At 71.6% G+C, this 25560-nt stretch carries 28 protein-coding genes; 6 read left to right on the top strand and 22 right to left on the bottom strand.

What is annotated here, in order from left to right; all coding sequences use genetic code 11:
* Positions 1-18: 18 nt before the first annotated feature.
* The 3 genes from sucD to ACVW00_RS05310 all read right to left on the bottom strand — a co-directional run bounded on the left by sucD (position 19) and on the right by ACVW00_RS05310 (position 2612).
* Positions 19-900, bottom strand: coding sequence for a succinate--CoA ligase subunit alpha (gene sucD, locus ACVW00_RS05320; protein ID WP_457109863.1), 882 nt, complete (start codon positions 898-900; stop codon positions 19-21).
* 11 nt (positions 901-911) lie between these two features.
* A complete protein-coding gene (gene sucC, locus ACVW00_RS05315) occupies positions 912-2075 on the bottom strand; it encodes an ADP-forming succinate--CoA ligase subunit beta (protein ID WP_457113075.1) in 1164 nt (387 codons plus the stop codon).
* Between the two features lie 147 nt (positions 2076-2222).
* Positions 2223-2612, bottom strand: a complete 390-nt coding sequence (locus ACVW00_RS05310) for a cobalamin B12-binding domain-containing protein (RefSeq protein ID WP_457109862.1) — start codon at positions 2610-2612, stop codon at positions 2223-2225.
* Between the two features lie 192 nt (positions 2613-2804).
* On the opposite strand from ACVW00_RS05310, the gene ACVW00_RS05305 reads away from it, so the two are divergent.
* Positions 2805-3704 carry a M23 family metallopeptidase gene (locus ACVW00_RS05305; protein ID WP_457109861.1) on the top strand — a complete coding sequence of 300 codons (900 nt, stop codon included), beginning with the start codon at positions 2805-2807 and terminating at the stop codon, positions 3702-3704.
* A 127-nt stretch (positions 3705-3831) separates the two neighbouring features.
* On the opposite strand, the gene pcrA is transcribed toward ACVW00_RS05305, so the two are convergent.
* The 3 genes from pcrA to ACVW00_RS05290 are packed head-to-tail and all read right to left on the bottom strand — an operon-like array spanning position 3832 to position 8003.
* Positions 3832-6312, bottom strand: coding sequence for a DNA helicase PcrA (gene pcrA, locus ACVW00_RS05300; protein ID WP_457109860.1), 2481 nt, complete (start codon positions 6310-6312; stop codon positions 3832-3834).
* 59 nt (positions 6313-6371) lie between these two features.
* Positions 6372-6833: a DUF4234 domain-containing protein gene (locus ACVW00_RS05295; protein WP_457109859.1), complete on the bottom strand. Its 462-nt coding sequence runs from the start codon at positions 6831-6833 to the stop codon at positions 6372-6374.
* Positions 6834-6842: 9 nt separating this feature from the next.
* Positions 6843-8003 carry an MBL fold metallo-hydrolase gene (locus tag ACVW00_RS05290; RefSeq protein WP_457109858.1) on the bottom strand — a complete coding sequence of 387 codons (1161 nt, stop codon included), beginning with the start codon at positions 8001-8003 and terminating at the stop codon, positions 6843-6845.
* Between the two features lie 115 nt (positions 8004-8118).
* Between ACVW00_RS05290 and ACVW00_RS05285 the strand changes: the two genes are divergently transcribed.
* The gene (locus ACVW00_RS05285; RefSeq protein ID WP_457109857.1) at positions 8119-8514 is read left to right on the top strand and encodes a DUF2237 family protein; all 396 of its coding nucleotides are present in this window, start codon (positions 8119-8121) and stop codon (positions 8512-8514) included.
* Here ACVW00_RS05285 and ACVW00_RS05280 read toward each other — a convergent pair.
* Complete coding sequence (locus ACVW00_RS05280; RefSeq protein ID WP_457109856.1) at positions 8507-9271, bottom strand: class I SAM-dependent methyltransferase; 765 nt, start codon at positions 9269-9271, stop codon at positions 8507-8509. The genes ACVW00_RS05285 and ACVW00_RS05280 overlap by 8 nt on opposite strands.
* A gap of 35 nt (positions 9272-9306) precedes the next feature.
* Here ACVW00_RS05280 and ACVW00_RS05275 point away from each other — a divergent pair, with 35 nt between their 5' ends.
* The 4 genes from ACVW00_RS05275 to ACVW00_RS05260 all read left to right on the top strand — a co-directional run bounded on the left by ACVW00_RS05275 (position 9307) and on the right by ACVW00_RS05260 (position 12697).
* Positions 9307-9978, top strand: coding sequence for a hypothetical protein (locus ACVW00_RS05275; RefSeq protein WP_457109855.1), 672 nt, complete (start codon positions 9307-9309; stop codon positions 9976-9978).
* A gap of 114 nt (positions 9979-10092) precedes the next feature.
* Positions 10093-10455, top strand: coding sequence for a YciI family protein (locus ACVW00_RS05270; RefSeq protein ID WP_457109854.1), 363 nt, complete (start codon positions 10093-10095; stop codon positions 10453-10455).
* Positions 10456-10515: 60 nt separating this feature from the next.
* Positions 10516-11826: an RNA polymerase sigma factor gene (locus ACVW00_RS05265; protein ID WP_457109853.1), complete on the top strand. Its 1311-nt coding sequence runs from the start codon at positions 10516-10518 to the stop codon at positions 11824-11826.
* A 46-nt stretch (positions 11827-11872) separates the two neighbouring features.
* The gene (locus tag ACVW00_RS05260; protein WP_457109852.1) at positions 11873-12697 is read left to right on the top strand and encodes an alpha/beta fold hydrolase; all 825 of its coding nucleotides are present in this window, start codon (positions 11873-11875) and stop codon (positions 12695-12697) included.
* 22 nt (positions 12698-12719) lie between these two features.
* On the opposite strand, the gene ACVW00_RS05255 is transcribed toward ACVW00_RS05260, so the two are convergent.
* The 15 genes from ACVW00_RS05255 to ACVW00_RS05185 all read right to left on the bottom strand — a co-directional run bounded on the left by ACVW00_RS05255 (position 12720) and on the right by ACVW00_RS05185 (position 25466).
* Positions 12720-12869 (bottom strand): hypothetical protein, encoded by a 150-nt coding sequence (locus tag ACVW00_RS05255; RefSeq protein ID WP_457109851.1) that lies wholly within the window; start codon positions 12867-12869, stop codon positions 12720-12722.
* A 76-nt stretch (positions 12870-12945) separates the two neighbouring features.
* Complete coding sequence (locus ACVW00_RS05250) at positions 12946-13134, bottom strand: DUF1918 domain-containing protein (RefSeq protein ID WP_457109850.1); 189 nt, start codon at positions 13132-13134, stop codon at positions 12946-12948.
* A 107-nt stretch (positions 13135-13241) separates the two neighbouring features.
* Positions 13242-14231 carry a TIGR03557 family F420-dependent LLM class oxidoreductase gene (locus ACVW00_RS05245; protein ID WP_457109849.1) on the bottom strand — a complete coding sequence of 330 codons (990 nt, stop codon included), beginning with the start codon at positions 14229-14231 and terminating at the stop codon, positions 13242-13244.
* 57 nt (positions 14232-14288) lie between these two features.
* Positions 14289-14777 carry a hypothetical protein gene (locus ACVW00_RS05240; RefSeq protein WP_457109848.1) on the bottom strand — a complete coding sequence of 163 codons (489 nt, stop codon included), beginning with the start codon at positions 14775-14777 and terminating at the stop codon, positions 14289-14291.
* A complete protein-coding gene (locus ACVW00_RS05235; RefSeq protein WP_457109847.1) occupies positions 14774-17158 on the bottom strand; it encodes a molybdopterin oxidoreductase family protein in 2385 nt (794 codons plus the stop codon). The genes ACVW00_RS05240 and ACVW00_RS05235 overlap by 4 nt, the downstream gene beginning before the upstream one ends.
* 39 nt (positions 17159-17197) lie before the next feature.
* Positions 17198-17710, bottom strand: a complete 513-nt coding sequence (locus ACVW00_RS05230) for a flavin reductase family protein (protein WP_457109846.1) — start codon at positions 17708-17710, stop codon at positions 17198-17200.
* A 69-nt stretch (positions 17711-17779) separates the two neighbouring features.
* Complete coding sequence (locus ACVW00_RS05225) at positions 17780-18163, bottom strand: VOC family protein (RefSeq protein WP_457109845.1); 384 nt, start codon at positions 18161-18163, stop codon at positions 17780-17782.
* A gap of 160 nt (positions 18164-18323) precedes the next feature.
* Positions 18324-18740 (bottom strand): globin domain-containing protein, encoded by a 417-nt coding sequence (locus ACVW00_RS05220; protein WP_457109844.1) that lies wholly within the window; start codon positions 18738-18740, stop codon positions 18324-18326.
* A gap of 91 nt (positions 18741-18831) precedes the next feature.
* Entirely contained in the window at positions 18832-19842 is a 1011-nt protein-coding gene (locus ACVW00_RS05215) for a zinc-dependent alcohol dehydrogenase (RefSeq protein WP_457109843.1), read from the bottom strand.
* A gap of 113 nt (positions 19843-19955) precedes the next feature.
* A complete protein-coding gene (locus ACVW00_RS05210) occupies positions 19956-20387 on the bottom strand; it encodes a hypothetical protein (RefSeq protein ID WP_457109842.1) in 432 nt (143 codons plus the stop codon).
* A 96-nt stretch (positions 20388-20483) separates the two neighbouring features.
* The gene (locus tag ACVW00_RS05205) at positions 20484-23102 is read right to left on the bottom strand and encodes an NERD domain-containing protein (protein WP_457109841.1); all 2619 of its coding nucleotides are present in this window, start codon (positions 23100-23102) and stop codon (positions 20484-20486) included.
* Between the two features lie 88 nt (positions 23103-23190).
* Positions 23191-23460, bottom strand: a complete 270-nt coding sequence (locus ACVW00_RS05200) for a hypothetical protein (RefSeq protein ID WP_457109840.1) — start codon at positions 23458-23460, stop codon at positions 23191-23193.
* 25 nt (positions 23461-23485) lie between these two features.
* Positions 23486-23905, bottom strand: coding sequence for a hypothetical protein (locus ACVW00_RS05195; RefSeq protein WP_457109839.1), 420 nt, complete (start codon positions 23903-23905; stop codon positions 23486-23488).
* 99 nt (positions 23906-24004) lie between these two features.
* The gene (locus ACVW00_RS05190; protein ID WP_457109838.1) at positions 24005-24646 is read right to left on the bottom strand and encodes an SDR family oxidoreductase; all 642 of its coding nucleotides are present in this window, start codon (positions 24644-24646) and stop codon (positions 24005-24007) included.
* A 10-nt stretch (positions 24647-24656) separates the two neighbouring features.
* Complete coding sequence (locus tag ACVW00_RS05185) at positions 24657-25466, bottom strand: class II glutamine amidotransferase (RefSeq protein WP_457109837.1); 810 nt, start codon at positions 25464-25466, stop codon at positions 24657-24659.
* Between the last annotated feature and the right edge of the window lie 94 nt (positions 25467-25560).

The following is a 25560-nucleotide window of genomic DNA, read 5'->3' as shown; positions in this document are numbered from 1 at the left end:
CCGCCTCGGCGACGGGGGTCAGAGCTCCTTGAGCAGCTGGCGCATCAGCTCGGCGGTCTCCGAGGGCGTCTTCCCGACCCGCACGCCGGCGGCCTCGAGGGCCTCCTTCTTGGCCTGCGCGGTGCCCGACGAGCCGGAGACGATGGCCCCTGCGTGGCCCATCGTCTTGCCCTCGGGAGCGGTGAACCCGGCGACGTACCCGACGACCGGCTTGGTGACGTGCGCCTTGATGTAGTCGGCCGCCCGCTCCTCGGCGTCGCCGCCGATCTCGCCGATCATCACGATCGCCTTGGTCTCCGGGTCGTTCTCGAAGGCCTCCAGCGCGTCGATGTGGGTGGTGCCGATGACCGGGTCGCCGCCGATGCCGATGGCGGTGGTGAAGCCGTAGTCACGCAGCTCGTACATCATCTGGTAGGTCAGCGTGCCGGACTTCGAGACCAGGCCGATCGGCCCCTTGCCCGCGATCGTGTGCGGGGTGATGCCGGCCAACGACTCCTCGGGCGTGATGATGCCGGGGCAGTTCGGGCCGATCATCCGCGTGGACTTGCCTTCGAGGTAGGCGAAGACCTCGGCGGTGTCCTGGACCGGCACGCCCTCGGTGATCACGACGAGCAGGCCGATGCCGGCGTCGATCGCCTCGATGCAGGCGTCCTTGGTGAAGGCCGGGGGCACGAAGACCACCGACACGTCGGCGCCGGTCTCGGCCATGGCCTCCGCGACGTTGCCGAAGACGGGCAGGTCCTTGCCGCCGAGGTTCACCGAGGTGCCGGCCTTGCGGGCGTTGACCCCGCCGACGATGTTCGACCCGGCCTGGACCATCAGGGTGGTGTGCTTCGAGCCCATCCCGCCGGTCATGCCCTGGACGATGATCTTCGAGTCCTTGTTCAGGTAGATCGCCACTGTTCCGTCTCCTAGGCGTTCGCGAGCTCGGCGGCCTTGTCGGCCGCGCCGTCCATGGTCTCCACCAGCGTCACCAGCGGGTGGTTGGCCTCGATGAGGATTCGGCGACCCTCCTCGACGTTGTTGCCGTCGAGCCGTACGACGAGCGGCTTGGTCTCCTCGCTGCCGAGGATGCCGAGCGCGCCGACGATGCCGTTCGCGACCTCGTCACAGGCGGTGATGCCGCCGAAGACGTTCACGAACACGCTCTTGACCTGCGGGTCGCCGAGGATGATGTGCAGGCCGTCGGCCATCACCTGGGCGTTGGCGCCACCACCGATGTCGAGGAAGTTGGCCGGCTTGACGCCGCCGTGGGCCTCGCCGGCGTACGCGACGACGTCGAGGGTCGACATGACCAGTCCCGCGCCGTTGCCGATGATGCCGACCTGCCCGTCGAGCTTGACGTAGTTGAGGTTCTTCTCCTTCGCCGCGGCCTCGAGGGGGTCCTCCTCCTCGCGGATCTCGAAGGCCTCGTGGTCGGTGTGCCGGAACTCTGCGTTCTCGTCCAGCGAGACCTTGCCGTCGAGCGCCTCGAGCTTGTCGCCGGCGAGCCGCGACAGCGGGTTCACCTCGACGAGCGTCGCGTCCTCCTCGACGAAGACCTTCCACAGCGCCTGCACGGTCTGGATCGCCTGGTCGCGCAGGGCGGCGGGGAAGGCGGCCTCGTCGACGATCTCGGCGGCCTTCGCGGCGTCGACACCGGTGGCGGCACTGATCGGGATCTTCTTCACGGCGTCGGGGTTGGTCTTGGCGACCTCCTCGATCTCCACCCCACCCTCGACGCTGGCGATGCACAGGTAGGAGCGGTTCGCCCGGTCGAGCAGGAAGCTGAAGTAGTACTCCTCCTCGATGGACGCCGCGGGCGCGATCAGCACGCGGTTCACCGTGAGGCCCTTGATCTGCATCCCGAGGATCGCCTTCGCGTGCTCGACCGCCTCGGCGGGAGTCTTCGCGAGCTTGACGCCGCCGGCCTTGCCGCGGCCGCCGGCCTTGACCTGCGCCTTCACCACCACGACACCGCCGAGCTGCTCGGCCGCGGCCTCCGCGTCCTCCGCCTTCTCGACCACGATGCCGAGCGTCACCGGCACTCCATGCTTGGCGAAGAGCTCCTTCGCCTGGTACTCCATCAGGTCCACGGGATCACCCATCTGTCGAGGCCAGGGATGTGGCGCCGAGGTGAAACCGGCGCACCGCTGACCATAAACCCGCGAAAGGGCCTCGATCGAAGCCAGGTCCCGGGATGGACGTGGGATCCGCCACACTCCCCCTGCGCCTGCGGCTGCTCAGTCGTCGGGGAACCGCTCCGCGACCCAGCCGGTGATCTCACCGGTCGTTGCACCGGGGGTGAAGATCTTCGCCACCCCCATCTCCGTGAGGGCCGGGAGGTCCTCGTCGGGGACGATGCCGCCGCCGAACACGACGATGTCGGCGGCGTCACGCTCGGCGAGCAGCTCGGTGAGCCGCCGGAACAGTGACATGTGGGCACCAGAGAGAACCGAGAGGCCGATGATGTCGGCGTCCTCCTGGATCGCGGTCTCCACGATCTGCTCGGGCGTCTGGTGCAGACCGGTGTAGATCACCTCGTGGCCGGCGTCGCGCAGCGCCCGGGCGACCACCTTGGCCCCCCGGTCGTGGCCGTCCAGACCGGGCTTCGCGACGACGATGCGGAGCATGTCCGGAAGGCTAACCGACCCCGGCCCGGCACCGTGTCCGCAACGGGGTGGTCCACCGGGCCTTCATGAGCCGTCCACATTCGTGGGCGCCCCGATTTCACTGGCCGATACCGTTCCGTTACTGTTTGGCCGGTCACACGTTCAACCATCCGACGACGTTGAACCGTCAGCGCCGTTCGAGCAAAGGGAAGTATGGGTAACCACCGGGCAGACCATCGCGGCCCCAAGCGGGCTGCGGTCGAGCCACGGCGCACCCGTGAAGCGGCGCGTGAACCTGTCCGTGAACCGGCACCGCGGACGACGTCCCGAGCCGGCTCCGCCGGGGGGAAGCGCAAGGCGAGTCGTCGCCGGGCCACCCCCGCCTTCCTGCCCTCGGCGCCGACGATCGTCGGCGCGGTCGCGATCCTCGCCGCCGCAGGCGGCGCGGTCGCGTTCGGCCCCGGCCAGCTGCCCGGCAGCGACGGCAACCTGGCGCTGTCCTCCGGATCCGCCGAGGCCCTCAACGGCTCGGATGCGCTTCCCGCCGGCAGCGACGCCCGGGCCCTGGCGATCAGCCGCGACTCCCAGCGGCAGGCCCTGCAGGACACGTCGAAGGCGAGCACCCAGCAGGCGGTCGAGGAGCAGGCTGATCAGCGCACCGGCAAGCTGCTCGAGCTGGCCGACTCCGCGGAGAAGCGCGCCGACCAGATCGCGAAGAACCTCTGGGTGCTGCCCACCGTCGGCTACCACCTGACCGCCCGCTTCGGGCAGGTCGGCCTCTGGTCGAGCGTGCACACCGGCCTGGACTTCGCGGCACCGAGCGGCACGCCGATCTACGCGATCGCCACCGGCGTGATCACCGACACCGGCTACGACGGCTCCTACGGCAACAAGACGGTCGAGACCCTGCCCGACGGCACCGAGATCTGGTACTGCCACCAGACCACGATCGGCGTCAGCATCGGCGACAAGGTGATCCAGAGCGCCCAGATCGGCACCGTGGGCAGCACCGGGCACACCACCGGCCCGCACGTGCACATCGAGGTCCGCCCCGGCGGCGGCGACCCGGTGGACCCGTACCCGGAGTTCGTGTACCACGGGGTCACGCCCTGACGAGGCTCGATGCCGACGTCAGGGCGTGGAGCCGAGCGGGCTGAAACGCGTCTCCTCGGCGCGCCCGCGCGTTTCTGCCCGCTCGGCGATCCGGGCAGGGACCGCACCTGACAGCGCGACCTGAACGTCAGAGTTTTTCTACCGGCGCATACCGCAGCAGCAGCCGCTTCACGCCCTCGCTGCCGAAGTCGATCGAGGCGACCGAGTTCTCGGCGACTCCCTCGACGGTGATCACCGTGCCGAGGCCGAAGGAATCGTGCTGCACCCGGTCGCCCGGGTCGAGGCTCGGCACCTGGCGACCCGCCATCGCCTTCTTCGACGCATCCGCCTTGACCGACGCGCTGCCGAAGCGGCTCTGCATCTGCTCCCGTCCGCGACCGGTGAGCGCTCCCGCCAGGGGGCGCGACGAGCCGAACCCGGCCCCCAGATCCGGCCGGCCCCACGAGGTCTGCTCGGCCGCCGTACGACGCCAGTCCACGAGGTCGACGGGCAGCTCGTCGAGGAAGCGCGACGCCGGGTTGTGCGCCGGAGCGCCCCAGGCGGACCGCATCACGGCGCGGGAGACGTAGAGCCGCTCGCGCGCGCGGGTGACACCGACGTACGCGAGCCGGCGCTCCTCCTCGAGCTCGGGCTTGTCGCCCAGCGACCGCGAGTGAGGGAAGATCCCGTCCTCGAGGCCGGTGAGGAACACGACCGGGAACTCCAGGCCCTTGGCGGTGTGCAGCGTCATCAGCGTGACCACGCCTGGAGCGTCCTCGCCGTCGGGGGCGTCGGGGATCTGGTCGGAGTCGGCGACGAGCGCGACCCGCTCGAGGAAGTCGGTCAGCCCGGGCGGCGGTGCGACGGGATCGCCCTCGGACGCGAAGACAGCGTCGGCCGGATCGGCACTGGGACCGACCTGGGGGTCGTCGGCGAACTCGCGGGCGACCGCGACCAGCTCGGCGAGGTTCTCGACCCGGGTCTCGTCCTGGGGGTCGTCGGAGTCCTCGAGCTCCTTGAGGTAGCCGCTGCGGGTGAGCACCTGCTCGAGCACGACGTCGACACGCTCGCCTGCCTCCACCATCGACTGGAGCTGCTCGATCAGCTCCACGAACCCCTTGATCGCGTTCAGCGACCGGGTCGCGAGGCCGGGCACCTCGTCGGCATGCTGCAGCGCCTCCCAGAACGTGACCCGCTCGCGCGCGGCGTAGACGTCGACGCAGGCCTCCGCACGGTCGCCGATGCCGCGCTTGGGGGTGTTCAGGATCCGCCGGAGCGGCACCTGGTCGGCGGGGTTGACCAGCGTCCGCAGGTAGGCGAGGGCGTCGCGGACCTCGCGACGCTCGTAGAAGCGGACCCCGCCGACCACCTTGTAGGGCATCCCGACCCGGATGAACACCTCCTCGAAGACGCGCGACTGGGCGTTGGTGCGGTAGAAGACCGCGACGTCGCCGGCCCGGGCGGACCCCTCGTCGGACAGCTTGTCGATCTCCTCGGCCACGAACCGAGCCTCGTCGCGCTCGTCGTCGCCGACGTAGCCGATGATCTTCGCCCCGTCGCCGGCCTCGCTCCAGAGCCGCTTGGGCTTGCGTCCCTCGTTGTGCCCGATCACGGAGTTCGCCGCGGTCAGGATCGTCTGCGTCGACCGGTAGTTCTGCTCCAGCAGGACCGTCTCGGCGTTCGGGAAGTCCTGCTCGAAGTCCATGATGTTGCGGATGTTGGCACCGCGGAACGCGTAGATCGACTGGTCCGCGTCGCCGACCACCATCAGCTCAGCGGGCGGGATCGCCTCGGCCTCGAGCTGCTCCGGGTCGTGCGCACAGAGCTCGTGGATCAGGGCGTACTGCGCGTGGTTGGTGTCCTGGTACTCGTCGACGAGGACGTGCCGGAAGCGCCGCCGCCAGTTCTCGCGCACGTCGGGGAACTGCCGGAAGAGGTGCACCGTCATCATCAGCAGGTCGTCGAAGTCCAGGGCGTTGGCCTGCCGCAGCCGCTCCTGGTAGACCCGGTACGCCGCGGCGTACGTCTCCTCCTGGACGTTCCTTGCGTCCTTGCCGGCGTCGTCCGGGTCCTGCAGCTCGTTCTTCGCGTTCGAGATCCAGTGCAGCACCGCGCCAGGCGGGAACCGCTTCACGTCGAGGTCGAGATCACGGCAGACCAGGGTCATCAGCCGCTTGGAGTCCGCGGCGTCGTAGATGGTGAAGTTCGACTTGAAGTCGAAGTGGCCGATCTCCTTGCGCAGGATGCGCACGCACGCGGAGTGGAAGGTGCTCACCCACATGATCCGGGCGCGGTTGCCGACCAGCTCCTGCACGCGCTCGCGCATCTCCGCGGCGGCCTTGTTGGTGAAGGTGATCGCCAGCACCGAGCCGGGGTGGACGTTGCGCTGGGAGATCAGCCAGGCGATCCGCCGCGTCAGCACGCGTGTCTTGCCCGAGCCGGCGCCCGCGACCACCAGCAGGGGCGCACCCTCGTGCACGACCGCCCTGCGCTGCGGCTCGTTCAGCCCGGCGAGGAGCTCGTCGCGGGTCGGCTTGTGGCGCTTTGCCGACCCAGCTCCCTCACCGGTGGTGGCGTCGTCGGTCGCGTCGGCGGCCGGCATGCCGGGGATCGGGAACTGGGTCGTCATGTCGCCCCAACCCTACGTGGCAGAGCGGACACGAACCCGTCGGCGGGTGTGGTCCAGGATCAGCCGACGGCGCCGCGCGAGCGCCAGTACTCGTTGAGTGCGCCGTTGGTCTTGACGAACCAGACGATCGCGCCGACCAGGGGCAGCAGGATCCACAGTCCGCTCACGCCCGACACGGTCTTCTGACGCCCGGCGGCCTCCTGGAGGTTGCCGACCTCGGAGGAGGTGATGAACGGCATCACGAACCCGACGAAGAACGCGAGGATCAGCGCGACGACTCCCCCGAGGCCGCGACCGCTGTGCCGCTTCATGTCCTCGTGGGTCTGGTAGTACCAGTACAGGCCGTAGAAGCCGAGGGTGACGATCTCGAGCAGGATGCAGGTCCCCGTGGAGCGCACCGCGCCGACGTGGGTCCCGACCGGTGTCGCCCCGCCGTATGCCTGGGGAGGCGGCGGCGGTGCGGCCGATGTCGGCGCGGGCGGAGGGGGCGGAGGGGGCGGCGGTGGGGCCTGATCGCTCATCGGAGCAACCTAGCGGGCGACAGCGGTCCACCAGTCGGTTATCGGCAGATCGCCGTCGATCTCGAAGCGCTCACCCGGTCGAGGCTGCGCGATCGCCACACCTCGCTCGGCGGCCTCCTCGCGCAGCCAGTCTGCCGGCGCGGCCCAGCGGTGGAACGCCAGGTCGAAGGTTGCCCAGTGGATCGGCAGCAGCACGCCGGGCGCCGGATTGGGCGCCGGCTCGTCCTCAGGTGCGTCGTGGACGGGCACCGGTCCGCCCTGGACGTCCAGGTGGCACTGGACCGCCTCGGCCGGGTCCATGTGGACATCGCGCCACCGGTGGTCGTAGGCCCCGATCGGCAGCACGGTCAGGTCGAACGGACCGTGGTCGGCACCGATCTGCTCGAACGCGGGCGTGTAGCCGGTGTCGCCGCCGAAGAAGACCCGCCGGTCGCCCGCCGCCGCGACCCACGAAGACCACAGGGTCGTGTTGCGGGTGAAGCCTCGACCGGAGAAGTGCCGGGCCTCGGTGCAGGTGAGGGTGAGGTCACCGACGCGGTGCGACTGGCCCCAGTCCAGCTCGACGATGCGGTTCTCCGGCACGCCCCACCGGCGGAGGTGTGCGCTGATGCCGAGCGGCACCACGATCGGTGCGTCCTGCAGCGCGACGAGCCTGTCGATGGTCGCCGTGTCGAGGTGGTCGTAGTGGTCGTGCGAGATCAGGATCGCCGAGAGCGGCGGCAGGTCGGCCAGCTCCATCGGGACCGGGTGGTTGCGGCGCGGACCGACGGTCGCCGACGGCGACACCCGGTCGCTCCACACCGGATCGGTGAGCACCCAGTGCCCGCCGATCTCGAGCAGCACGGTTGCGTGGCCCAGCCAGGTGGCGGCCAGGTCGCCGGCGCGGCGCGGCAGGTCCGGGGTCACCAGCGGCACGGTCCCCTTCGGCCGGCCGACGTCACCGCGACGGGCCCACTCGGCCGCCATCGAACCCGTGCTCCCGGGCTCGACCACGCTCATCGGCAGCCGGTTGTGGAAGACGCCTTCCCGGAACTGTGGCGAGTCGTACGCCGCGGCGGGACGCGCACCCATCGACCGGCGTACTCCCCGAGCGGCCCCGGCGAGCGGGGACACGAGCGCGGCCGACGCGGCGACGGCGGCGGTCAGGAGCGGGATGCGGATGCGGCTCACGCTGCAATTGTGCGCCATGCGTGGTGACCGGCAGGTCACGGCGGCCCCGCCCCACGTGAAGTTGCGGTGAACACTCGCGCGCCGCAGAAGTGGGCCGACGTGGCAGGCTCGACCCATGACCGACTCGGAGCGCAACGTCCTCGGCGGTGAGCTGCTCCCGTGCGGGACCGATCCGATGACCGGCTTCCAGCGGGACGGCACGTGCACCTGCGGACCGGAGGACGTCGGGCTGCACGCCGTGTGCGCGGTGATGAGCGCCGAGTTCCTCGAGCACCAGCGCGGCGTCGGCAACGACCTGAGCACGCCCCGGCCGGAGTGGCAGTTCCCCGGCCTCCACCCCGGAGACCGCTGGTGCGTGGTGACGGCGCGCTGGCTGCAGGCCTACGACGACGGCGTCGCCGCCCCGGTCCTCCTCGCGGCGACCAACGAGCGTGCCCTGGAGCTGATCCCCTTGGAAGTGCTCCGCGCGCACTCGGTCGACGTACCGGACGACCCGGGCATGCTCACGTAGCGACCGTGCTCCGCATGCACCAGGCCTGGGCCACCACGTCGAACGGTGCCGGCCCCAGGAGCTCGGCGCACCGGTCACGCAGCGTCGCCCGCTGCGGCTCGCCGAGACGAGCGACGTGGTCGCCGGCCGGTCCGACCCCGAACGTGTAGGGCTCCCACCACTCCTCGAAGGTCTCGTAGCGGACCGACACGGTGAGCACGGACTGCTCGGCCCCCACCAGCCCGGCATCACCGGCGAGGTCGACGAGCTGACCGTCCCGCACGCCGGCCAGTCCCGACTCTCCGGCGACGTCGCCGTCGAGGTCCCGCACCGCGGACCAGAAGGTCGACAGCGGGCTGGGCCCGCCGGACATGTCCCACACGCAGGCAGCGACCACGCCACCAGGGCGCGTCACGCGCCCCATCTCGCGGAGGCCGGCGACCGGATCGGCCATGAACTGCACCACCAGCTGCGCCAGCGCCGCGTCGAACGTGTCGTCCCCGAACGGGAGCGCCTCAGCGGGCGCGAGCCGGACGTCCACATCGGGGAACCGGGAGCGGGCCGCCTCGACGAAGAGAGGCGAGGGGTCCGCGGCGGCGACGGCGTCGGCACCGACCCGGTCGACCAGCTGGGCGGTGAGCGCACCGGGGCCGCTGCCCACGTCCAGCACGCGCCTGCCCGGGGCGAGCCCCGCGACGTCGGCGAACTCGACGGCGAGCTGCTCGGAGTAACGGCCCATGAACCGCCCGTACTTCTCGGCAGAGACGTCGAAGCTCATGACGCCCAATCTGCCACGGCTCTAGGTTGTTGTCCGTGACCAAGCTGATGTTTGCGCTGCACGGCAGTGCCCTGCCGGACGTGCTGCTCTCCCCCGGGGTGCGCGAACGGCTCCGCGCGACGGGGGTGACCCGGCTGCAGGTCAACCTCGACGACGCCGACGTCGCCGAGGCACCACTCCGCTTCGGACCCGGTACGCCGATCACGGCGGCCGTCAGCCTGTGGACCGCCGACGCCGCGGTCCCGGACGCGACCGGGGTCCTGCGCGACCTCGACCCGACTGCCGACGGCTGGAGGGTCGAGGAGCGGCGCCCGCTCGAGCCGCCCCCGGTGACCGACGGCGAGCGTGCGGACGCCCTCGCCAACCTCGCGTTCCTGCGCCGGCCCGAGGCGATGTCCCCCGAGGCGTGGCGGGCGGACTGGCTGGACCGGCACACGACCGTGGCGATCGAGACCCAGGGGACGTTCGGCTACGTGCAGAACCCGGTGCTGGAGCCGGTCACGTCCGGCGCCCCCGACGTCGCCGGCATCGTCGAGGAGCTGTTCCCGACGGCCGCCATGACCGACTCGCACGCGTTCTACGGCAGCGGCGGGGACGACGAGGAGCTGAAGCGCCGGTTCACCCGGCTGATGGAGAGCGTCGGCCGGTTCGGGGCCGACCAGGGGCTGGATCTGGTCCCGACGAGCAGGTACGTCTGGAGCCTGTGAACTTTTTTCCGGATCGATGTCGAAGCACCCGGTCGCCGTCCGACGTACCGGTGAACGCAGGCCCCGGACCACGGTGGCCGCCACGAGCGAAGGAGCGCACCAATGCCTCGATTCATGGGATTCGTGAAGATGGAAGAGGGCCACGGCGCACCGCCGCAGGCCCTGATGGACGCGATGGACGCCTTCATCGGCGAGAGCGCCGCCTCGGGGGTGTTCCTCGACGGTGGCGGCCTGTTCGGCACCGAGGACGCGGTGAACTTCGTGGTCCGCAAGGGTGACGTCACCCGCGTCGACGGACCGTATGCCGAGGCCAAGGAGGTCGTCGGCGGCTGGGCGCTGATGCAGTACGACACCGTCGAGGAGGCCGTCGCCGGCCAGGAGCAGTTCGCCCAGCTGCACGCCAAGTACTGGCCCGAGTGCTCGATGGTGGCCACCCTGCGGCAGGTCGCCGACATGCCGCCGGAGACCTCGGACTGACGGGTTTCGACAGGCTCGACCACCAGTGGTCGAGCCTGTCGAAACCCCTAGGCTGAGCGGGTGAGCGACCCGCAGACCACGACGACGACCGAGGCGATCACGGGTGTCTGGCGGGCGGAGTCGGCTCGGGTCGTCGCGGCGCTCACCCGGATGACCCGCGACCTCGGGCTCGCCGAGGACCTCGCCCAGGACGCACTGGTCGCTGCCCTCGAGCAGTGGCCGGCCGACGGCCTGCCCGACAATCCCGGCGCGTGGCTGATGACCACCGCGAAGCGCCGGGCGATCGACCACTTCCGCCGCGCCGACACGCTGCGCCGCAAGACCGAGGAGCTCGGCCATGCCCTCCTCGAAGCACACGGGAAGGAGGACGCGATGCCGGACCTCGACACCATGGTCGACCAGATCGAGGACGACGTCCTGCGGCTGATCTTCCTGTGCTGCCACCCGGTGCTCTCCCCCGACTCCCGCGCGGCGCTGACGCTGCGCCTGGTCGGCGGCCTCACCACCCGCGAGATCGCCCGCGGCTTCCTGGCCGCCGAGACCGCGATGGGCCAGCGGATCAGTCGCGCGAAGCGCACCCTGGCCGAGGCGAGGGCCGAGCTCGAGCTGCCGACCGGCGAGGACCGCGTCCGGCGGCTCGACGACGTGATGGCGGTGGTGTACCTGATCTTCAACGAGGGCTACTCGGCGACCGTCGGCGACGACTGGATGCGCCCGGAGCTCTGCCAGGAGGCGATCCGGCTGGCCCGGATGCTCGCCCAGATGGTGCCCGACGAGCCGGAGGTCCACGGGCTGCAGGCCCTGCTCGAGATCCAGGCGTCCCGGACCCACGCCCGCACCGACGCCGACGGCAACCCGGTCCTCCTCGACGACCAGGACCGCAGCCGCTGGGACCAGCTGCTGGTCCGGCGCGGGCTCGAGGCCCTCGGCCGCGCGGAGCTGCTCGCGGCGCGCGGCAAGCCGGTGGGGAGCTACTACCTCCAGGCCGCGATCGCGTCGCGGCACGCGCGCGCCGCCCGGCCCGAGGACACCGACTGGAAGTCCATCGCGAGCCTGTACGACGTGCTCGCCGAGGTCGCGCCGGGCCCGGTGGTCGAGGTCAACCGCGCCGTGGCCCACGGCCGCGCGTTCGAGCCCGGAGCCGGCCTGGCCGTGCTCGAGGCGCTGCCCGCCGATGCTCTCCCGGGCTCCCACCTGGTCCCGAGCGTGCGCGGCGACCTGCTCGAGCGGCTCGGCCGCCATGCGGAGGCCGCCGCTGCGTTCCGCGAGGCCGCGGCGCTGACCAGCAACAACAGCGAGCGCGCCCTCCTCACCGCCCGCGCAGAGGAGTGCGACCGATCGGCCGCCGGCCCGATGTCGAAGTCGACGTGAGCTGCTCGACGTACGGGCAACAGATCCCCGACTCCAGGAGCGCGCGATGAGCACGACGACCACCCAGACCCGGTTCGCCATCTCGGCGGACGGCACCCGGATCGCCTACGACGTGACCGGCAGCGGACCCGCCCTCGTCATCGTCGAGGGCGCGATGTGCCAGCGCTCGATGGGCGCGGGCAAGACCCTGAAGGACTCACTCGGCGACCGCTTCTCGGTGTACTCCTACGACCGGCGTGGCCGCGGCGAGAGCGGGCCTGGTGCACAGCGAGCGGCCTACGACGTCCAGCGTGAGGTAGAGGACCTGCTCGCGGTGCTGGAGGCGGCCGGCGGCACGCCGTTCGTCCTCGGCGCGTCCTCGGGCGCGGTCCTCGCGCTGGAGGCAGCGCGCCAAGGTGCACCGATCGGGCGGCTGGCGGTCTACGAGGCGCCGTTCATCCTCGACGACACCCACGCTCCGAACGACCCGGCGCTGGCCGAGCGCACGCGTCGGCTCGTCGAGGACGGGCGCCGCGGCGACGCCGTCAAGCTGTTCATGCGCGTCGTCGGCGCGCCCCGCGTGATGGTCTCGGTGATGTCGCTGCTGCCGGTCTGGAAGAAGATCACCGAGGTCGCGCACACCCTTCCCCACGACTACGAGATCGTGCTGCCCTTCCAGCACGGCCGGCCGCTGCCGGAGGGCTACTACGCCGAGGTACAGCCCGAGACGCTGGTGATCGCGGAAGGCAAGAGCCCGGCGTACATGCGCAACGCGCAGGCCGCCATCGCCGATCAGCTGCCCCACGGACGCCTGGTCACGCTGCCCGGCCAGACCCACATGGTCAAGGCCAGGGCGACGACGCCGGTCGTCGTCGAGCACTTCCTCAGGTGAGGGTGCCGGGCCCGGGCGCGGCTCAGTGGTTCTTGCCGTGACCCTTGCCGGTGGTGAGGCGCTCCATGTCGCTGGCCGCGGGCCCGCCCTTGGCCTTCTTCTCGCGGCGCTTCTCCTTCAGGGACTTGCCGCTCTTCTTCGACGCGCTCTGGCGCGGGGACTTGTCGGACATGTGGGGCTCCTTCGGAGAGCCACCGCGGCTCAGCACCTCTGACAGTACGCCGTCCCGCCGGGTCGGCCCGGGATCGTCATCCGCCGGCGTGATCCACGTGCGCGTCGGGACCGGGGAACATCAGGCCCTCGTGCCCGTCGTTCCAGCGCACGAGGTAGGGCGGCTCGCCGTTGGCGCCGCGGACCTCGAGGACCTCGCCGATCTTGCGCGCCTGGCCCACCCGGTTGCTCTCCACGACCAGACGGTCACCGACCTTGGCCTCCATCGCGACACCTCCCTCGGTCCGGCGCCGACCGGCGCCTGTCCTCACCATGCGCCGGTGCCCGCCCGCAGGCAAGAGGCAACGTGCGGATCAGCGCTGCCGGACGCGGGTCAGGCCGGTCCGTCGGCGGGCCGGAGCTCGGCGTGCAGGGTCGCGAGGAGCTCCTTGCCCGCCACGTCGAGGAAGTCGGTCTGGTGCTGGTCGCCGATCTGGCACAGCGCGATGTCGGTGAACCCGGCGTCGGCGTACTTCTGCACCGCCTCGACCACCGGGGCGATGTCCGGGCCGCACGGGATCGACGCCGCGACGTCCTCGGGCTTGACGAACTGGGTCGCGCCGGCGAAGGCGGCCGTCCCGGGCAGCTCGGCGTTGACCTTCCAGCCCGAGCCGAACCAGCGGAACTGCTCGTGCGCGATCCGCACCGCCTCCTCGCGGTCGGGCGCCCAGCAGATCGGCAGCTGGCCGATCTTGCGTGACGGGCGCCCGTCACGGGCGACGTCCCAGTCCGCGACCAGGTCCGCGTCGGGCTGGACCGCGATCAGGTGGTCGGCGTTGGGCGCGAACAGGTCGACGCCCTGCTGCCCGGACACCGCCACCCCGATCTCGACACGCTGGTCGGGCAGGTCCCACAGCTTCGCGGAGTCGACCTGGAAGTGGTCGCCGCCGAAGCTCACGTAGCCGCCGTCGAAGAGCGCGTTGATCAGGTCCAGGGCCTCGGCGAGCATCTCCTGGCGCACGTTCGCTGCCGGCCACGGGCCGGCGATGTGCTCGTTGAGGTTCTCCCCGGAGCCGAGGCCGAGGACGAACCGGCCGTTGCTCAGCAGGCCCAGCGTGGCCGCCTTCTGGGCGACGACCGCCGGGTGGTAGCGACGAGTCGGGCAGGTCACGTAGGTCATCAGGTCGACGCGCTCGGTGACCTGGCTGACCGCCCCCAGCACGCTCCACGCGTACGGCGCGTGGCCCTGGCTGTCCAGCCACGGGAAGTAGTGGTCGCTGGAGACCTCGAAGTCGAAGCCGGCGGCCTCGGCGAGCTCGGCGTAGCGGACCAGCTCGCGAGGACCCGACTGCTCGGTCATCAGGGTGTATCCGATCCTGGTCATGGCGGCGCCAGTACCCGGCGACCCGGCAGCCACACACCTGCTCCGGTGCTCGAGCAGTCAGGGGATCGTCATGGCCTGGACCACGGAGTCCTTGAGCTTCGACTCGGCCCAGTGCACCTGGCGCTCGGACTCGGCACCACAGCTGCCGGCCAGGTCGAGCAGCGCGCTGTCGCGGGTGGCCTGGGCGAGCTGGCCGAGGAGCACCCAGTCGAGGTGCACCAGGCAGGCGTCGCCGTAGACCTGGCGCAGGTCGTTGACCAGCAGCACCGCGGGAGCGTGCCGGCGGCCCATCAGCTCGCTGCTCTTCCGGCGGACGCCGGCAGCCAGCGGGTTGGTGGAGCGAGGGACGTCGCCCAGCTCGAGGTCGAACCGGCGACCCTCGCTCGCCAGCCTCTGGACGTGGGCGGCCGACCAGGCGGCCAGGTCGCGGGTGACGTGGGCGTCCTCGTGGTCCGCTCCGTGGCGCTCCCCCAGCCGCTGGAGCTCGAGGTGCAGGTGCACCTCGGCCTCGTGGAGGTCGGCGAGGACGACCGGGATGCCCTTCACGACCGGGCCGCCTCGGTGCTCGTGACACGCGAGTCGCCGCGGACCGCGATCCGCTCCACCTGGGCCGCGGCAGTCTTGAACAGCGGCTGCTTCGAGGCCGGGTCCCAGGCCGTCAGGGTCAGCTCGTTCGCGGCGCGCGGATGCCCGTCGGGCTCGTGCCCGCCCGGCTGGTCCCAGTAGCCGTAGTGGAACGGCAGGAACAGCACCCCGCGGCGTACCCCGGTGACGCGCAGCGGCGCCTCGACCCGGCCGCGCGGCGTGGTGACCGACAGAAGATCGCCGTCGGACCACCCGCGCTCCTCGGCGTCGGCCAGGGACATCTCCACCCACACCTCCGGGGCGGCCGCCTGGAGCTCGGGGGCGCGGCCCGTCTTCGTGCGCGTGTGGAAGTGGTAGATCGTGCGCCCGGTGGTCAGCGTGAACGGGTGGCGCTCGTCGGGCTCCTCGTGCGGAGGGCTGTACTCGCACGCGTGCAGCATCGCGCGGCCCATCGGGTTCAGCCGGCGGTACTTGTCGGCCGGCTGCGGTGCGCCGGTGACCAGGTCCTTCCCGTAGCTCTCGCACACGTCGGGTGCGGCCCAGAACGAGCCGTCGGCGTACAGCCGCTCGGTGCCGTCGGGTCGGTCGGGCGTGCACGGCCACTGCACTCCGCCGGAGCGGAGCCGCTGGTAGGTCAGCCCCGAGTAGTCGCAGGGCCGGCCGCGGCTGCACTCCTTCCAGGCCGCGAACGCCGACTCGGGGTCGCTCCAGTGCACCAGCGGTGCGCCGTCCTGGTCCTGCAGGTCCAGGCGGCCGGCGAGGTCGAGCAGGATCTCGAGGTCGGATCGCGCGTCGCCCGGAGGATCGACGGCCTTCTCCGACAGGTGCACGGTCCGGTCGGCATTGGTGAAGGTGCCGGTCTTCTCACCCCAGGTCGCGGCCGGCAGCACGACGTCGGCGAGCTGGGCGGTCTCGGTCAGGAAGAGGTCCTGCACGACCACGAACAGCCGCTCCTGGCTCAGGACGCTGCGGATCCGGGCCAGCTCCGGCAGCGACACCGCCGGGTTGGTGCCGCTGATGTGCAGGAACCGGATCGACCCCTCCTCGGCGTACCGGATCATCTGCATGAGGTGGGTCGGGGGTGCCCAGTGCGGGATGGACATCGGGTCGACGTTCCAGATGCGCGCGAGCTCGGCGACGTGCTCCGGGTTCGCCCAGTTGCGGAAGCCGGGCAGGTCGCCGTTGGCGCCGGTCTCGCGGGTGTTCTGCGCGGTCGGCTGGCCGTTCATCTGCAGGACGCCGCACCCCGGCCGGCCGAGCATGCCCCGCAGGATGTGCAGGTTGTTGACCTGAACGCTGGCCGCAGTGGCCTGGTGGGACTGGTAGAAGCCCTGAAGCACCGTGGACAGCAGCCGGTCGGAGGTGCCGATCAGCCGGGCGGCCTCGCGCAGGTCGGCGACCGGTACGTCGCACACCTCGGCCGCCCGCTCCGGTGGGTAGCCGGCAACCGCCGTGGCGAGCTCCTCGAGCCCGACGGCGTGCTGGGCGATGTAGTCGCGGTCGATCCAGTCGTGGGCGAGCACCTCGTGGACGAGCGCGTTCATCAGCATCAGGTTGGTGCCGGGTCGCGGCGCGAGGTGCACGGTCGCTGCCTGGGCGACCGGCGTCATCCGCGGGTCGACGCAGACGATCCGCGGCGGGTTCGGCCCCGCGAGCCGGTCCAGGATCCTCGACCACAGCACGCTCTGGGTCTCGGCCACGTTGTGCCCGTAGAGCGCGATGGTGTCCGCGTGGTCGACATCGGTGTACGAGCCGGGCTGGCCGTCGCATCCGAAGGACTCCTTCAGTGCCTCCGCGGAGGTGGCGGTGCAGAGCCGGGTGTTGCCGTCGAGGTGGTGCGTGCCGATCCCGGCGCGCGCCATCACGGCGAGCGTGTAGTACTCCTCGAGGAACAGCTGTCCGGTCGTGTAGAAGCCGATCGACCCCGGCCCCCGCTCCACGAGCAGGTCGGAGATCCGCTGCGCGACCGTGTCAAGGGCGACGTCCCAGTCGGTCTCGACCAGCCGGCCGTCGCGGCGTACGAGCGGGCGGGTGAGCCGGTCGGAGGCGTTGTTGGCCTGCCACCCGTAGAGGTCCTTGGGGCCGAGCCGTCCGTGGTTGACCCGGTCCTGGGCGCGGCCGCGCACCCCGGCGATCCGGCCGTCCTTCACCGCGATGTCCATCGCGTCGCCGTTGGAGTGCAGCAGCGACGCCGAGGGCACCCAGCGGTCGACGTCCTGCTCGGTCAGGCCCTCGGCGAGCTGGCTGTCGACCCTGACCGGCCACTCCTCGCCGGCGGCATACGGCGTCCGCTCCCCCCAGGGTCGTGCGATCCGTTCGGGACTGCCGGCAGGCGCGCGCATGCCCGCCGGTACCCAGTCGGCGGCCCGTGGAAACCGCGCTCAGGCGGGGTGGCCGGGGTCGACGTCGGTCACGTCGTCGAGCGTGAGCGGATCGCTCTCGTGATCGTCCCCGTCCTCGGCAGCGACCGCGACGGGCTCGAGGAGGAACCCGGTGTGATCGCCCATCGGCTGCCGGGCGAGCACACGCCCCACGACGTACGCCGGGCAGTCCTCGAGCACCGGCACGCCCGCCGGCCCCCGACGCCAACGAACCCGCGCGAACTTGTCGGTCTGGTCACCGGTCTCACCGCCGAAGACCTCGGCGAGCCCGTGCTGGTCGTCGCCGAGCCGGTGGACCGCGAGCAGGTCGGCGTCCCGGGCGACGCGGAAGGTGTGGTTCTTCTCCGACAGGCAGACCAGGAAGCGCGGTGGATCGATGCTCGTCTGCGTGGTGAAACCGACCAGGCACCCGGACGGCTCCGTGCCGTCGGTGGCGGTCACCACGAACATCGGGTAGTCGAGTGGCTCCGCGAACTCGTCGAACTCGGCCGTGCTCAGGGGTCGTGGATCCATCCCGCGATCGTAGGCAGACGGGTCGTCAGCCGGTCCCCCCAGCGGGACGAGCTGACGACCCGGCGCCGGTCAGCCGCGCTGGTGCAGGCAGAGGACGTTGCCGTCCGGGTCGAGGAACCAGGCGGCCTTCTCCGCGCCCATCGACGCGATGTGGTGCTCGGTCTTCAGGCCGGGCATGTCGTAGTCCTCGAACGTGACTCCGCGCGACTCGAGGTCGCTGATCTCCCGGGCGACGTCGCCGACCTCGAAGCTCATCGCGGTGCTGCTCAGCGGCTTCTCCTCGGGACGGTGCAGCAGCACGAGCGTGCCGCCGCCGCCGAGCCCGAAGGTCGGGCCGCCCTCCATGTCCGGGCCCTGGTAGGGAAGGCCGAGCTGGTCTGCGTAGAACTTCTGTGCGCGGTCCGGGTCGCTGATGGGGAGCATCACGGCGACCGTGCTGTCGTTGAGGGACATGGTCGGACCTCCTTCTGTCCCCCTCAGCCTCCGCCTGTCCGGCCCAGACCGCCATGGATCGATCTGACCAATTCCTGACGTCGCGACCTTGCTGCCCGTCCGCGCAACCGTCCGGGCACCCGTCCGGGCACCCGTCCGGGGCAACAGGTACGCCGTGCGGTCAGCTGGCCAGGTCGGCGTCGGCCGGGTAGCCGAGCAGCATCAGCCCGGCGACGGCATCGAGTGCCTCGACCCAGGAGTCGGTCATCTGCGGCGTCCACGCGTCGCCGCCGATCTCGGCCATCGCGGCCACCATGCACTCGGTGACCGCGTCGTACATCGGCGCGATCACGCCCCACGACGCGTGCCGGGCCCCGAGCTCGCCGAGGGTCTCGGTGAGCCAGATCGGGTCGTCGAGGTGGTCGACGACCGAGACGATCGCGCTGCGCAGCATCTTCGCCTGGCGGCCCATGTCCTCGGAGAACATCGGGCGCACCGCCGGGTGGCGCTCGAAGAGCAGGTCGTAGAGGCGGGTGGTCAGGCCGTCGCCCGGGGTGTCCACGAGGGCCAGGCTGCTTTCGAGGAGTTCGGCGTCCATGGAAGGACGCTGCCGCAGGCGTGTTAACCGGGGCTGCGCCCTTTGTCGCGGCTGTGTGAACTCACGCTCACACGTCCCGCGCCGGCCCGTGTCAGGCGAACTCGAAGACCAGCCGTGCCGGCACGTCGCCCGCGAGCACCTCGTCGAAGCACGCGTTGACGTCCTCTAGCTTCCGCGTCTCGGCCACGACGCGGGTGCGGCCCTGCGCATGCAGCTCGAAGACGTCCTGCAGGTCGTTGCGGGTGCCGACCAGGGAGCCGATCACGCTGATCCCCTTGAGCACGGTCTCGAAGACCGGCAGCTCCAGCCGGTTGTCCGCAGGCAGGCCGACGATCACCAGCCGGCCGTTCGGGTTGAGGGCTGCGTGCGCGGCCCTCATCGCGGCCGGCGAGGGCACCGTCACCAGCGCGAGGTCGAGGCCGCCGAGCGCCTCGAGCTCCGCTGCCTGGTCGCCGCGAGCGTCGACCACGTGGTCGGCACCGAGGTCCTTGGCGAGCTGGAGCTTGTCGTCCTCGACGTCGATCGCGATCGTGGTGGTGCCGAAGATCTTCGCGTACTGCAGCCCCAGGTGGCCGAGTCCGCCGATGCCGACGACCGCGGCGTTCTCACCGGGCTGCGGGTGGCCGACCTTGAGCGCCTTGTACGTCGTCACGCCGGCGCAGGTCAGCGGCGCCGCGTCGACCGGGCTGATCCCGTCGGGCACACGCACCACGTGCGAGGCGTAGCCGATCGCGTACTCGGCGTACGAGCCGTCGATCGTGTAGCCCATGTACTGCGGCGCGGTGCAGTAGGTCTCCCAGCCGGCGATGCAGTAGCGGCAGTGGCCGCAGGCCAGGCCGAGCCAGGGCAGCGCGACCCGGTCGCCGACGGCGACCGGGCCCGCGCCCTCCCCCACGCTCTCCACACGCCCGACTCCCTCGTGGCCGGGGATGAGCAGCTCCTTGGGCTTCACCGGCCAGTCGCCCCTGGCGGCGTGGATGTCGGTGTGGCACAGCCCGCTGGCCTCGATCTTCACCAGCACCTGGCCGGGGCCCGGCGCCGGGACCGGCACCTCCCGGATCTCCAGCGGTGCTCCGAGTGCGGGTACGACGGCGGCCTTCATGTCTGCTCCTCGATGGTGGTGGACTCAGCCCCATCCCATCGCGTGGACGGTCCCGGCGGCAGGAGAAGAGGTCCCCGATCGAGGGGCCGAACGGCCCGGTGTCCCGGGTGCGGTCAGGCGCTCGCCCGGTCGTGCTGCCCGGGATCAGGGACCACCACCAGCTCACGGTCGTTCGCGCGATGGAGCGGCCAGACCTGCCCGCCGATCCGATGCGCGATCGCGGTCAGGTAGCGCGCCCACGCCCGGTCGCCGACGTGCCACGGATCGGTCCCAGGCCGGGTGATCAGCATGGCGACCGAGCCTCGGCCACCACCCGGGCCTTCGAGGAGGTCGCGGCACAGGTCGGCGAGGGCGTCGACCTCGAGCCCGTGCGGTCCGTCGGGCAGGTCAGCGAAGTCGAGAAGGGGGCCGAGCGGCCGCCCGCCCGGCCCGATGAAGAGCAGCCAGAGGGTGCGCTCGGAGAAGCCGACGTCACCCATCAGGGCGCGCCAGGTGAGGTGCAGGTCAGCCGGCGTCAGCACCGCCGGCAGCTGGTCGTCGGTCACGTTCACGATCGTGGCCCCGCGGCGCCTGCCCCCGCCGACGCAATCCACAGCTGCCCAGATCTGCATTCAGCATGGACACGGGGCCACGACCGTGGTTCAGGGAGTCACCTGCCAGGTGACGGTGTCGCCTCCGGCGCGCGAGACGCGCAGGCTGACCGAGCTGACGTCCTGCCCGTCGGGCACCGAGAAGACGACGTACCCGGTCGCGTCCTTGCCGGGCGGCACCCGGGTCTGCGACGGCAGCAGCGGAAGACCCGCGAGCCCCGGGACGTCCTTCGCGACCGTCCTGGTCGTCCCGCCGCTGTCGACCACGTTCACCCGGGCCGCCAGTCCCACGTCCCAGCGGACCAGTCCGCTGTTGGTGATCCGGAGTGGTACGGCGACCAGGTGCTGGCCCTTCGGCGGCTTGAAGCCGCCGGTCGCACGGGCGTTGACCGGGGTGCCGGCCAGCAGCGTGAGGTCGGGGTGGGTGCTGGTCGCCTTGACCACGACCGCCGTACCGACCTGGGTGCCGGACGACTTCGCGAAGAGGCCGTGCGCCTGGGAGACGAGGTCGGGCACGCGGGGTGCGCCGAGCACGACCGCGGCGATCAACAGCGCACCGAGCGCGACGTTGAGGAGAGCGCGGTTGGAGCGCCCGCGCTCCTCGGGCTCCTCGAACTCATGGGCCCTCGTGTGGTGCGAAGGCCTGACCGGCCTCGGGACGGCGACCGGTGTCACCGGCGCAGCGGGGCTCGCCGTCTCGGGCGCGCGGACCGCCGCGCTCGGGACCGGGCGCCGGTCCGGGTCGGCCAGCCGCCGGCGGGCGGGGCGGTCGTCCGCTGCCTCCTCGGCAGCGCGCTCACGTGCGCGTTGTGCCTCACGCTCGCGGATCGCGGCCACCCGGTCGGCTCGCGCCTGGACCTCGTCGTCGTCAATGGCCTCGACCGTCGGGGCGTCCTCGAGGGTGTCGTCGTCGATCGTGGCGTCGACCGACTGCTCCTCGAGGGGCGTGTACGTGACGACAACCTCCTCGTCAGCCTCCTCGACGACAACCTCCTCGACGGCAGCGTCCTCGACGACGGGTTCTTCGACGACAGCGTCCTCGACGGCGGGAGCTTCGACTCCGGCAGCTTCGAGGAGCGCGGCTTCCGCAAGGCGGGCCTGCTCTGCGGCGGCGTCCTGGGCGGCGGCTGCTTCCTCGGCGGCGGCCCTCTCGGCAGCCTTCTTGGCGGCGGCCTCCTCGGCAGCCTGTGCCGCGTGTGCCCGGGCCACCCATTCGGCGCGTCGGCGCTCGAGCTCGACGCGTTCCTGCTCGAGGCGCTCCTGCTCGAGGCGCTCCAGCTCGGCACGCTCCTGCTCGGCACGCTCCTGCTCGAGACGCTCCTGCTCGGCGCGTTCCTGCTCCAGACGCGCCAGCTCGGCGAGCTGCTGCTCGACACGTTCGCGCTCGAGGCGCTCCTGCTCGAGGCGCTCCTGCTCGGCACGTACCTCCGCCTCGTGGGCGGCGACCCGGCGAGCCTCGCGCTCGGCGAGCTCGGCGACCTCCTGCTCGGCGAGCTTGAGGGCCTCCTGCTCGATCCGCTCGAGTGCCTCGCGCGCCTTGCGGTCGCGGGCCTGACTGGCGGCGACCTCCGCCGCGGCCCGATCGCGATCGTCCTCGACCTCGCGCTCCCACAGCTCCGCCTCGAGCAGCGCTGCCTCGAGATCGGGGACCACGGTCAGCGGCGCGACATCAAGGGCGACCTCAGAGCGTGCTTCCGGATCGGCGACTGCCTCGGTCTCGGCCTCGGCCTCGGCCTCGGTCTTGGCCTCGGGCTCGGTTTCGGGCTCGGTTTCGGTCTTGGCCTCGGCCTCGGGCTCCACCGTCTCGGTCAGCTCGCGCCACAGGGCAGCCCCGGCGTCGTGGACCGCGGAGTACGAGTCGACCTGCTCGACGACCTGCTCGGTCTCGCGGGGCTCCGAGGCGTTCGGGGCCGTGGGCGCGCCCGCACCTGTCGATCCGTCGAGGAGCTGCTCGAACGTCGCCACCCGGGTGATCTCGTCGGCCGAGTCGATCGCTGAGGGCTCGGCGACGAGCTCGGGCTCAGCGAGCTCGGGGTCAGCGCGCTCGGGGTTTTTGGCGGGGCGGGCGCGGACCCGGTCGCGGGGCGACCCACCGGACGCGTCCGGCCTGCGTGCGTCGGGCCGGCACACCGAGCCGAGCGTCCGCGAGGCCTTCGCGAACGCTGCGTCGTTCACGATGACCGGTTGGTGGGTCAGCAGGTCCAGGATGTTCTCGCTCGCGCAGAGGGCGACGTCGGCGACCACGCCGGTCACCGGCTCGAGCCGCTCGAAGCACAGCATCGGTGCGACGGGGATCCCGTGCAGCACGGCGCGCACCGCGTCGGCGGCGGCGCCCACCTCCGCGAGCTCGTCGGCGCGGTCGACCTTGCCGACGACGAGAGCGTGCTCCTTCACCTCGATCGGGCCGGGCCACTTCACCGTGTTGACGACGTACACACCGGACGGGCCCGCGAGGAGGTGGTCGACGATCGCGGCCTGGTACGCGCCGTCCGGGTCACCGGGGACCACGACGTCGTGCAGCACCAGCCAGCCGAGCACCCGCAGCAGGTCCAGCCCGGCATCGGTGGCCTGCTGGACGTCGTCCTTGGACTGGCGGTGTCGCAGGACCCGCCGGGTCCGACCCCCGCCCCTCGTGCGCGGCACAGGTGCCTGCGCAGACAATTCAGCCATGTCCCTCCCCGACTTGTAACTCGGATATTACGGGACAAATAGGACATACGTCGATAGCCCGACCTAGTCATGGGCCGCCGCCGTCCGGTCAGGCCGGGTGGGGCGGGTCCTCGGGCGTGGTGGCCGGGCCCGCGAGCACGCCGCCACGGCTGCGCCAGGACAGCAGCGAGCCGGCCGAGAGCCCGGACAGCGCGGAGCCCGCGCTGGCGAACGACCCGACCGCGAAGGCCGAGGCGAGCGAGCCGATCGAGCCGATCGAGAGGACGGAGCCGACGCTGCCGATCGAGAGGATCGATCCCCGGCAGCCGATCGACAGGATCGAGTCCTCCGAGCGCCACGAGAGCAGGTTCCGGCTCATCGCGCCAGTCTGCCGCAGGAGGCGGTCAGCCGCGGTGCTGCCCCGACGCACCCTGGTCGCTCGAGGCGTCGACCCCGGCATCGCGATCGACGTCCGGATCGATCTCGTCGGCCTCGGCGAGCACCTCGTCGCGCCGCTGCACGTGCTCGTGCAGCGTGGACTTCTTGTCGCCCAGCTCTGACTCGAGGCGCTTGGCCTCCGCCTGCTTGCGGTCGGCCTCGGCCCTCATCTCGCGCGCATGGGCCTCTGCGGCGTCGATCTCGGCCTGGTGCCGCCGGATCCCCTGCTGGGTCGCGCCTGCCTGCTCGCGCAGCTCACTCGCGCGTTCGCGCTGACGTCCGGCCTTGCGTGCCGAGGCACGCCTGCTCAGCGCCACCGCCGCCGCGATCACCACCAGCACCACGATGATCGCCACGATGATCCAGATCACGGTCGAGCCGTCCATGAGTACCCTCCTCCGTCGCCGGCCTCGGTCACCGGTACGACGCTGGGTACCCCGGCGTGAGCCGGACAATCCCGACAGCTCGACGGTGACGGCGAACCGCTACAGCGCGTCGACGATCGGCGTCGAGCCGCTGTTGAAGTCGATCGTCCGGTGCACGGTCGACGGCGTCTCGAGCACCTGGGAGACGACCTCGGCGACGTCGTCACGGCTCACCGATCGCGGTCGAACGCCGGGGCCCGTCTCGATCCGCCCGATGCCGGGCTCGTCGGTCAACCGGCTCGGCCCCAGGATCGTCCACGCCAGCGAGGTGGCGCGCAGGTGGTCGTCGGCGGCGGCCTTCGCCTCGGCGTACGGGAAGAACGTGCTGTCGGGCGGGACGCCGTGCTCGGGCCGGTCGTAGAAGTACGACACCATCACGAAGCGCGGCACCTCAGCCGCCTCGGCCGCGGCCATCGACCGGATCGCCGCGTCGCGGTCGACGGCGTACGTGCGCGCCGGATCGCCGCCGCCGGCACCCGCCGACCACACGACCGCGTCGTGAGCGGCGAGCCGGGCCGCCATCTCCTCGACGTCGAGCCGCTCGGCGTCCGCGACCAGCGCGGTCGCGCCCGCGGCCTCGACGTCGGCGACGTGATCGGGGTTGCGCACCCAGGAGGTCACGTCGTGCCCGGTCGCGGTCAGCAGCCTGGTCAGCCGCAGCGCGACCTTGCCGTGCCCGCCGATGATCGTCGTGCGTGTCATGTCGGCCACCCTAGGAGGGGACCGGAAGCGTGGTGATCCGGCGGGTCTCGAGGTCGATGATCGACGCGCTGTCCACCGGCACGGGTGTCCAGCCGGTCTCGTCGAGCCCGCTGGAGATCACGTGCACGGCGTCGGCCTGCTCGCGGTAGTCCATCGCGAAGTACTCCGTCGTGTGCCGCGCCGGGATGTCCTCCTCGCTGTCGAACAGGGCGCGGAGTCGTCGCTGGGGAGACGCAGCCGCGCTGTTGACGTGCACGGCCACCATCGCCCGCGGGGTGAGCATCAAGGCGTTGAGGCTGGAGGTCGGGAACTGCTCGACGAGGACCCCCAGGGCACGGTTCACCCCGGCTTCGAGGTCCTGCTCCTTGGCCACGCACTCGAGCAGGAGCCGGAAGTACCGCTCGCTGTCGGTGGTCCCGCGCAGCCGCGCGCGCGAGTCGCCGCCGAGCAGGGACTCGAGCCGGTCGATCGGATCGATCTGCCCGTTGTGGGCGAAGGCGACCGTGCCGAGGAGCGGGTCGGTCTCCACGAACGGATGGGTGTTCTCCGGGACGACCGCGAGCCCCTCGCTGGCCCAGCGCAGGTGCACGATGCCGGCCCGGCCGAGCGGCGTACGGCTCAGCGAGCGGTACGACGCGTCGGCGCTCGCCGAGTCGGCGACCGACACCGTCTGGATGGTCTCGTCCTCCGCGCGCCAGGCCATCCCCCAGCCGTCCCCGTGCACCGCGGTGAGGGCGGTGAACCGGTCGAGCCCGTCCTCACCCAGCACGTCGAGGACCGAGGTCGGCCGCGCCGCGACGTAGCCGAGCAGTCGGCACACGTGGCTGTCCTCCTGGTTGCGGGCCTCCCCGCACCGAGCCTCCCGCAAGCGCCGGTCCGCGAGCAAGGGCCGCCCGCCGGTGTCGCGAGGGTCG

The sequence above is a fragment of the Marmoricola sp. URHA0025 HA25 genome (assembly GCF_054059435.1).
The sequence above is the reverse complement of the archived record's forward strand: the minus strand, read 5'-3'. Positions and strand labels throughout refer to the sequence as shown.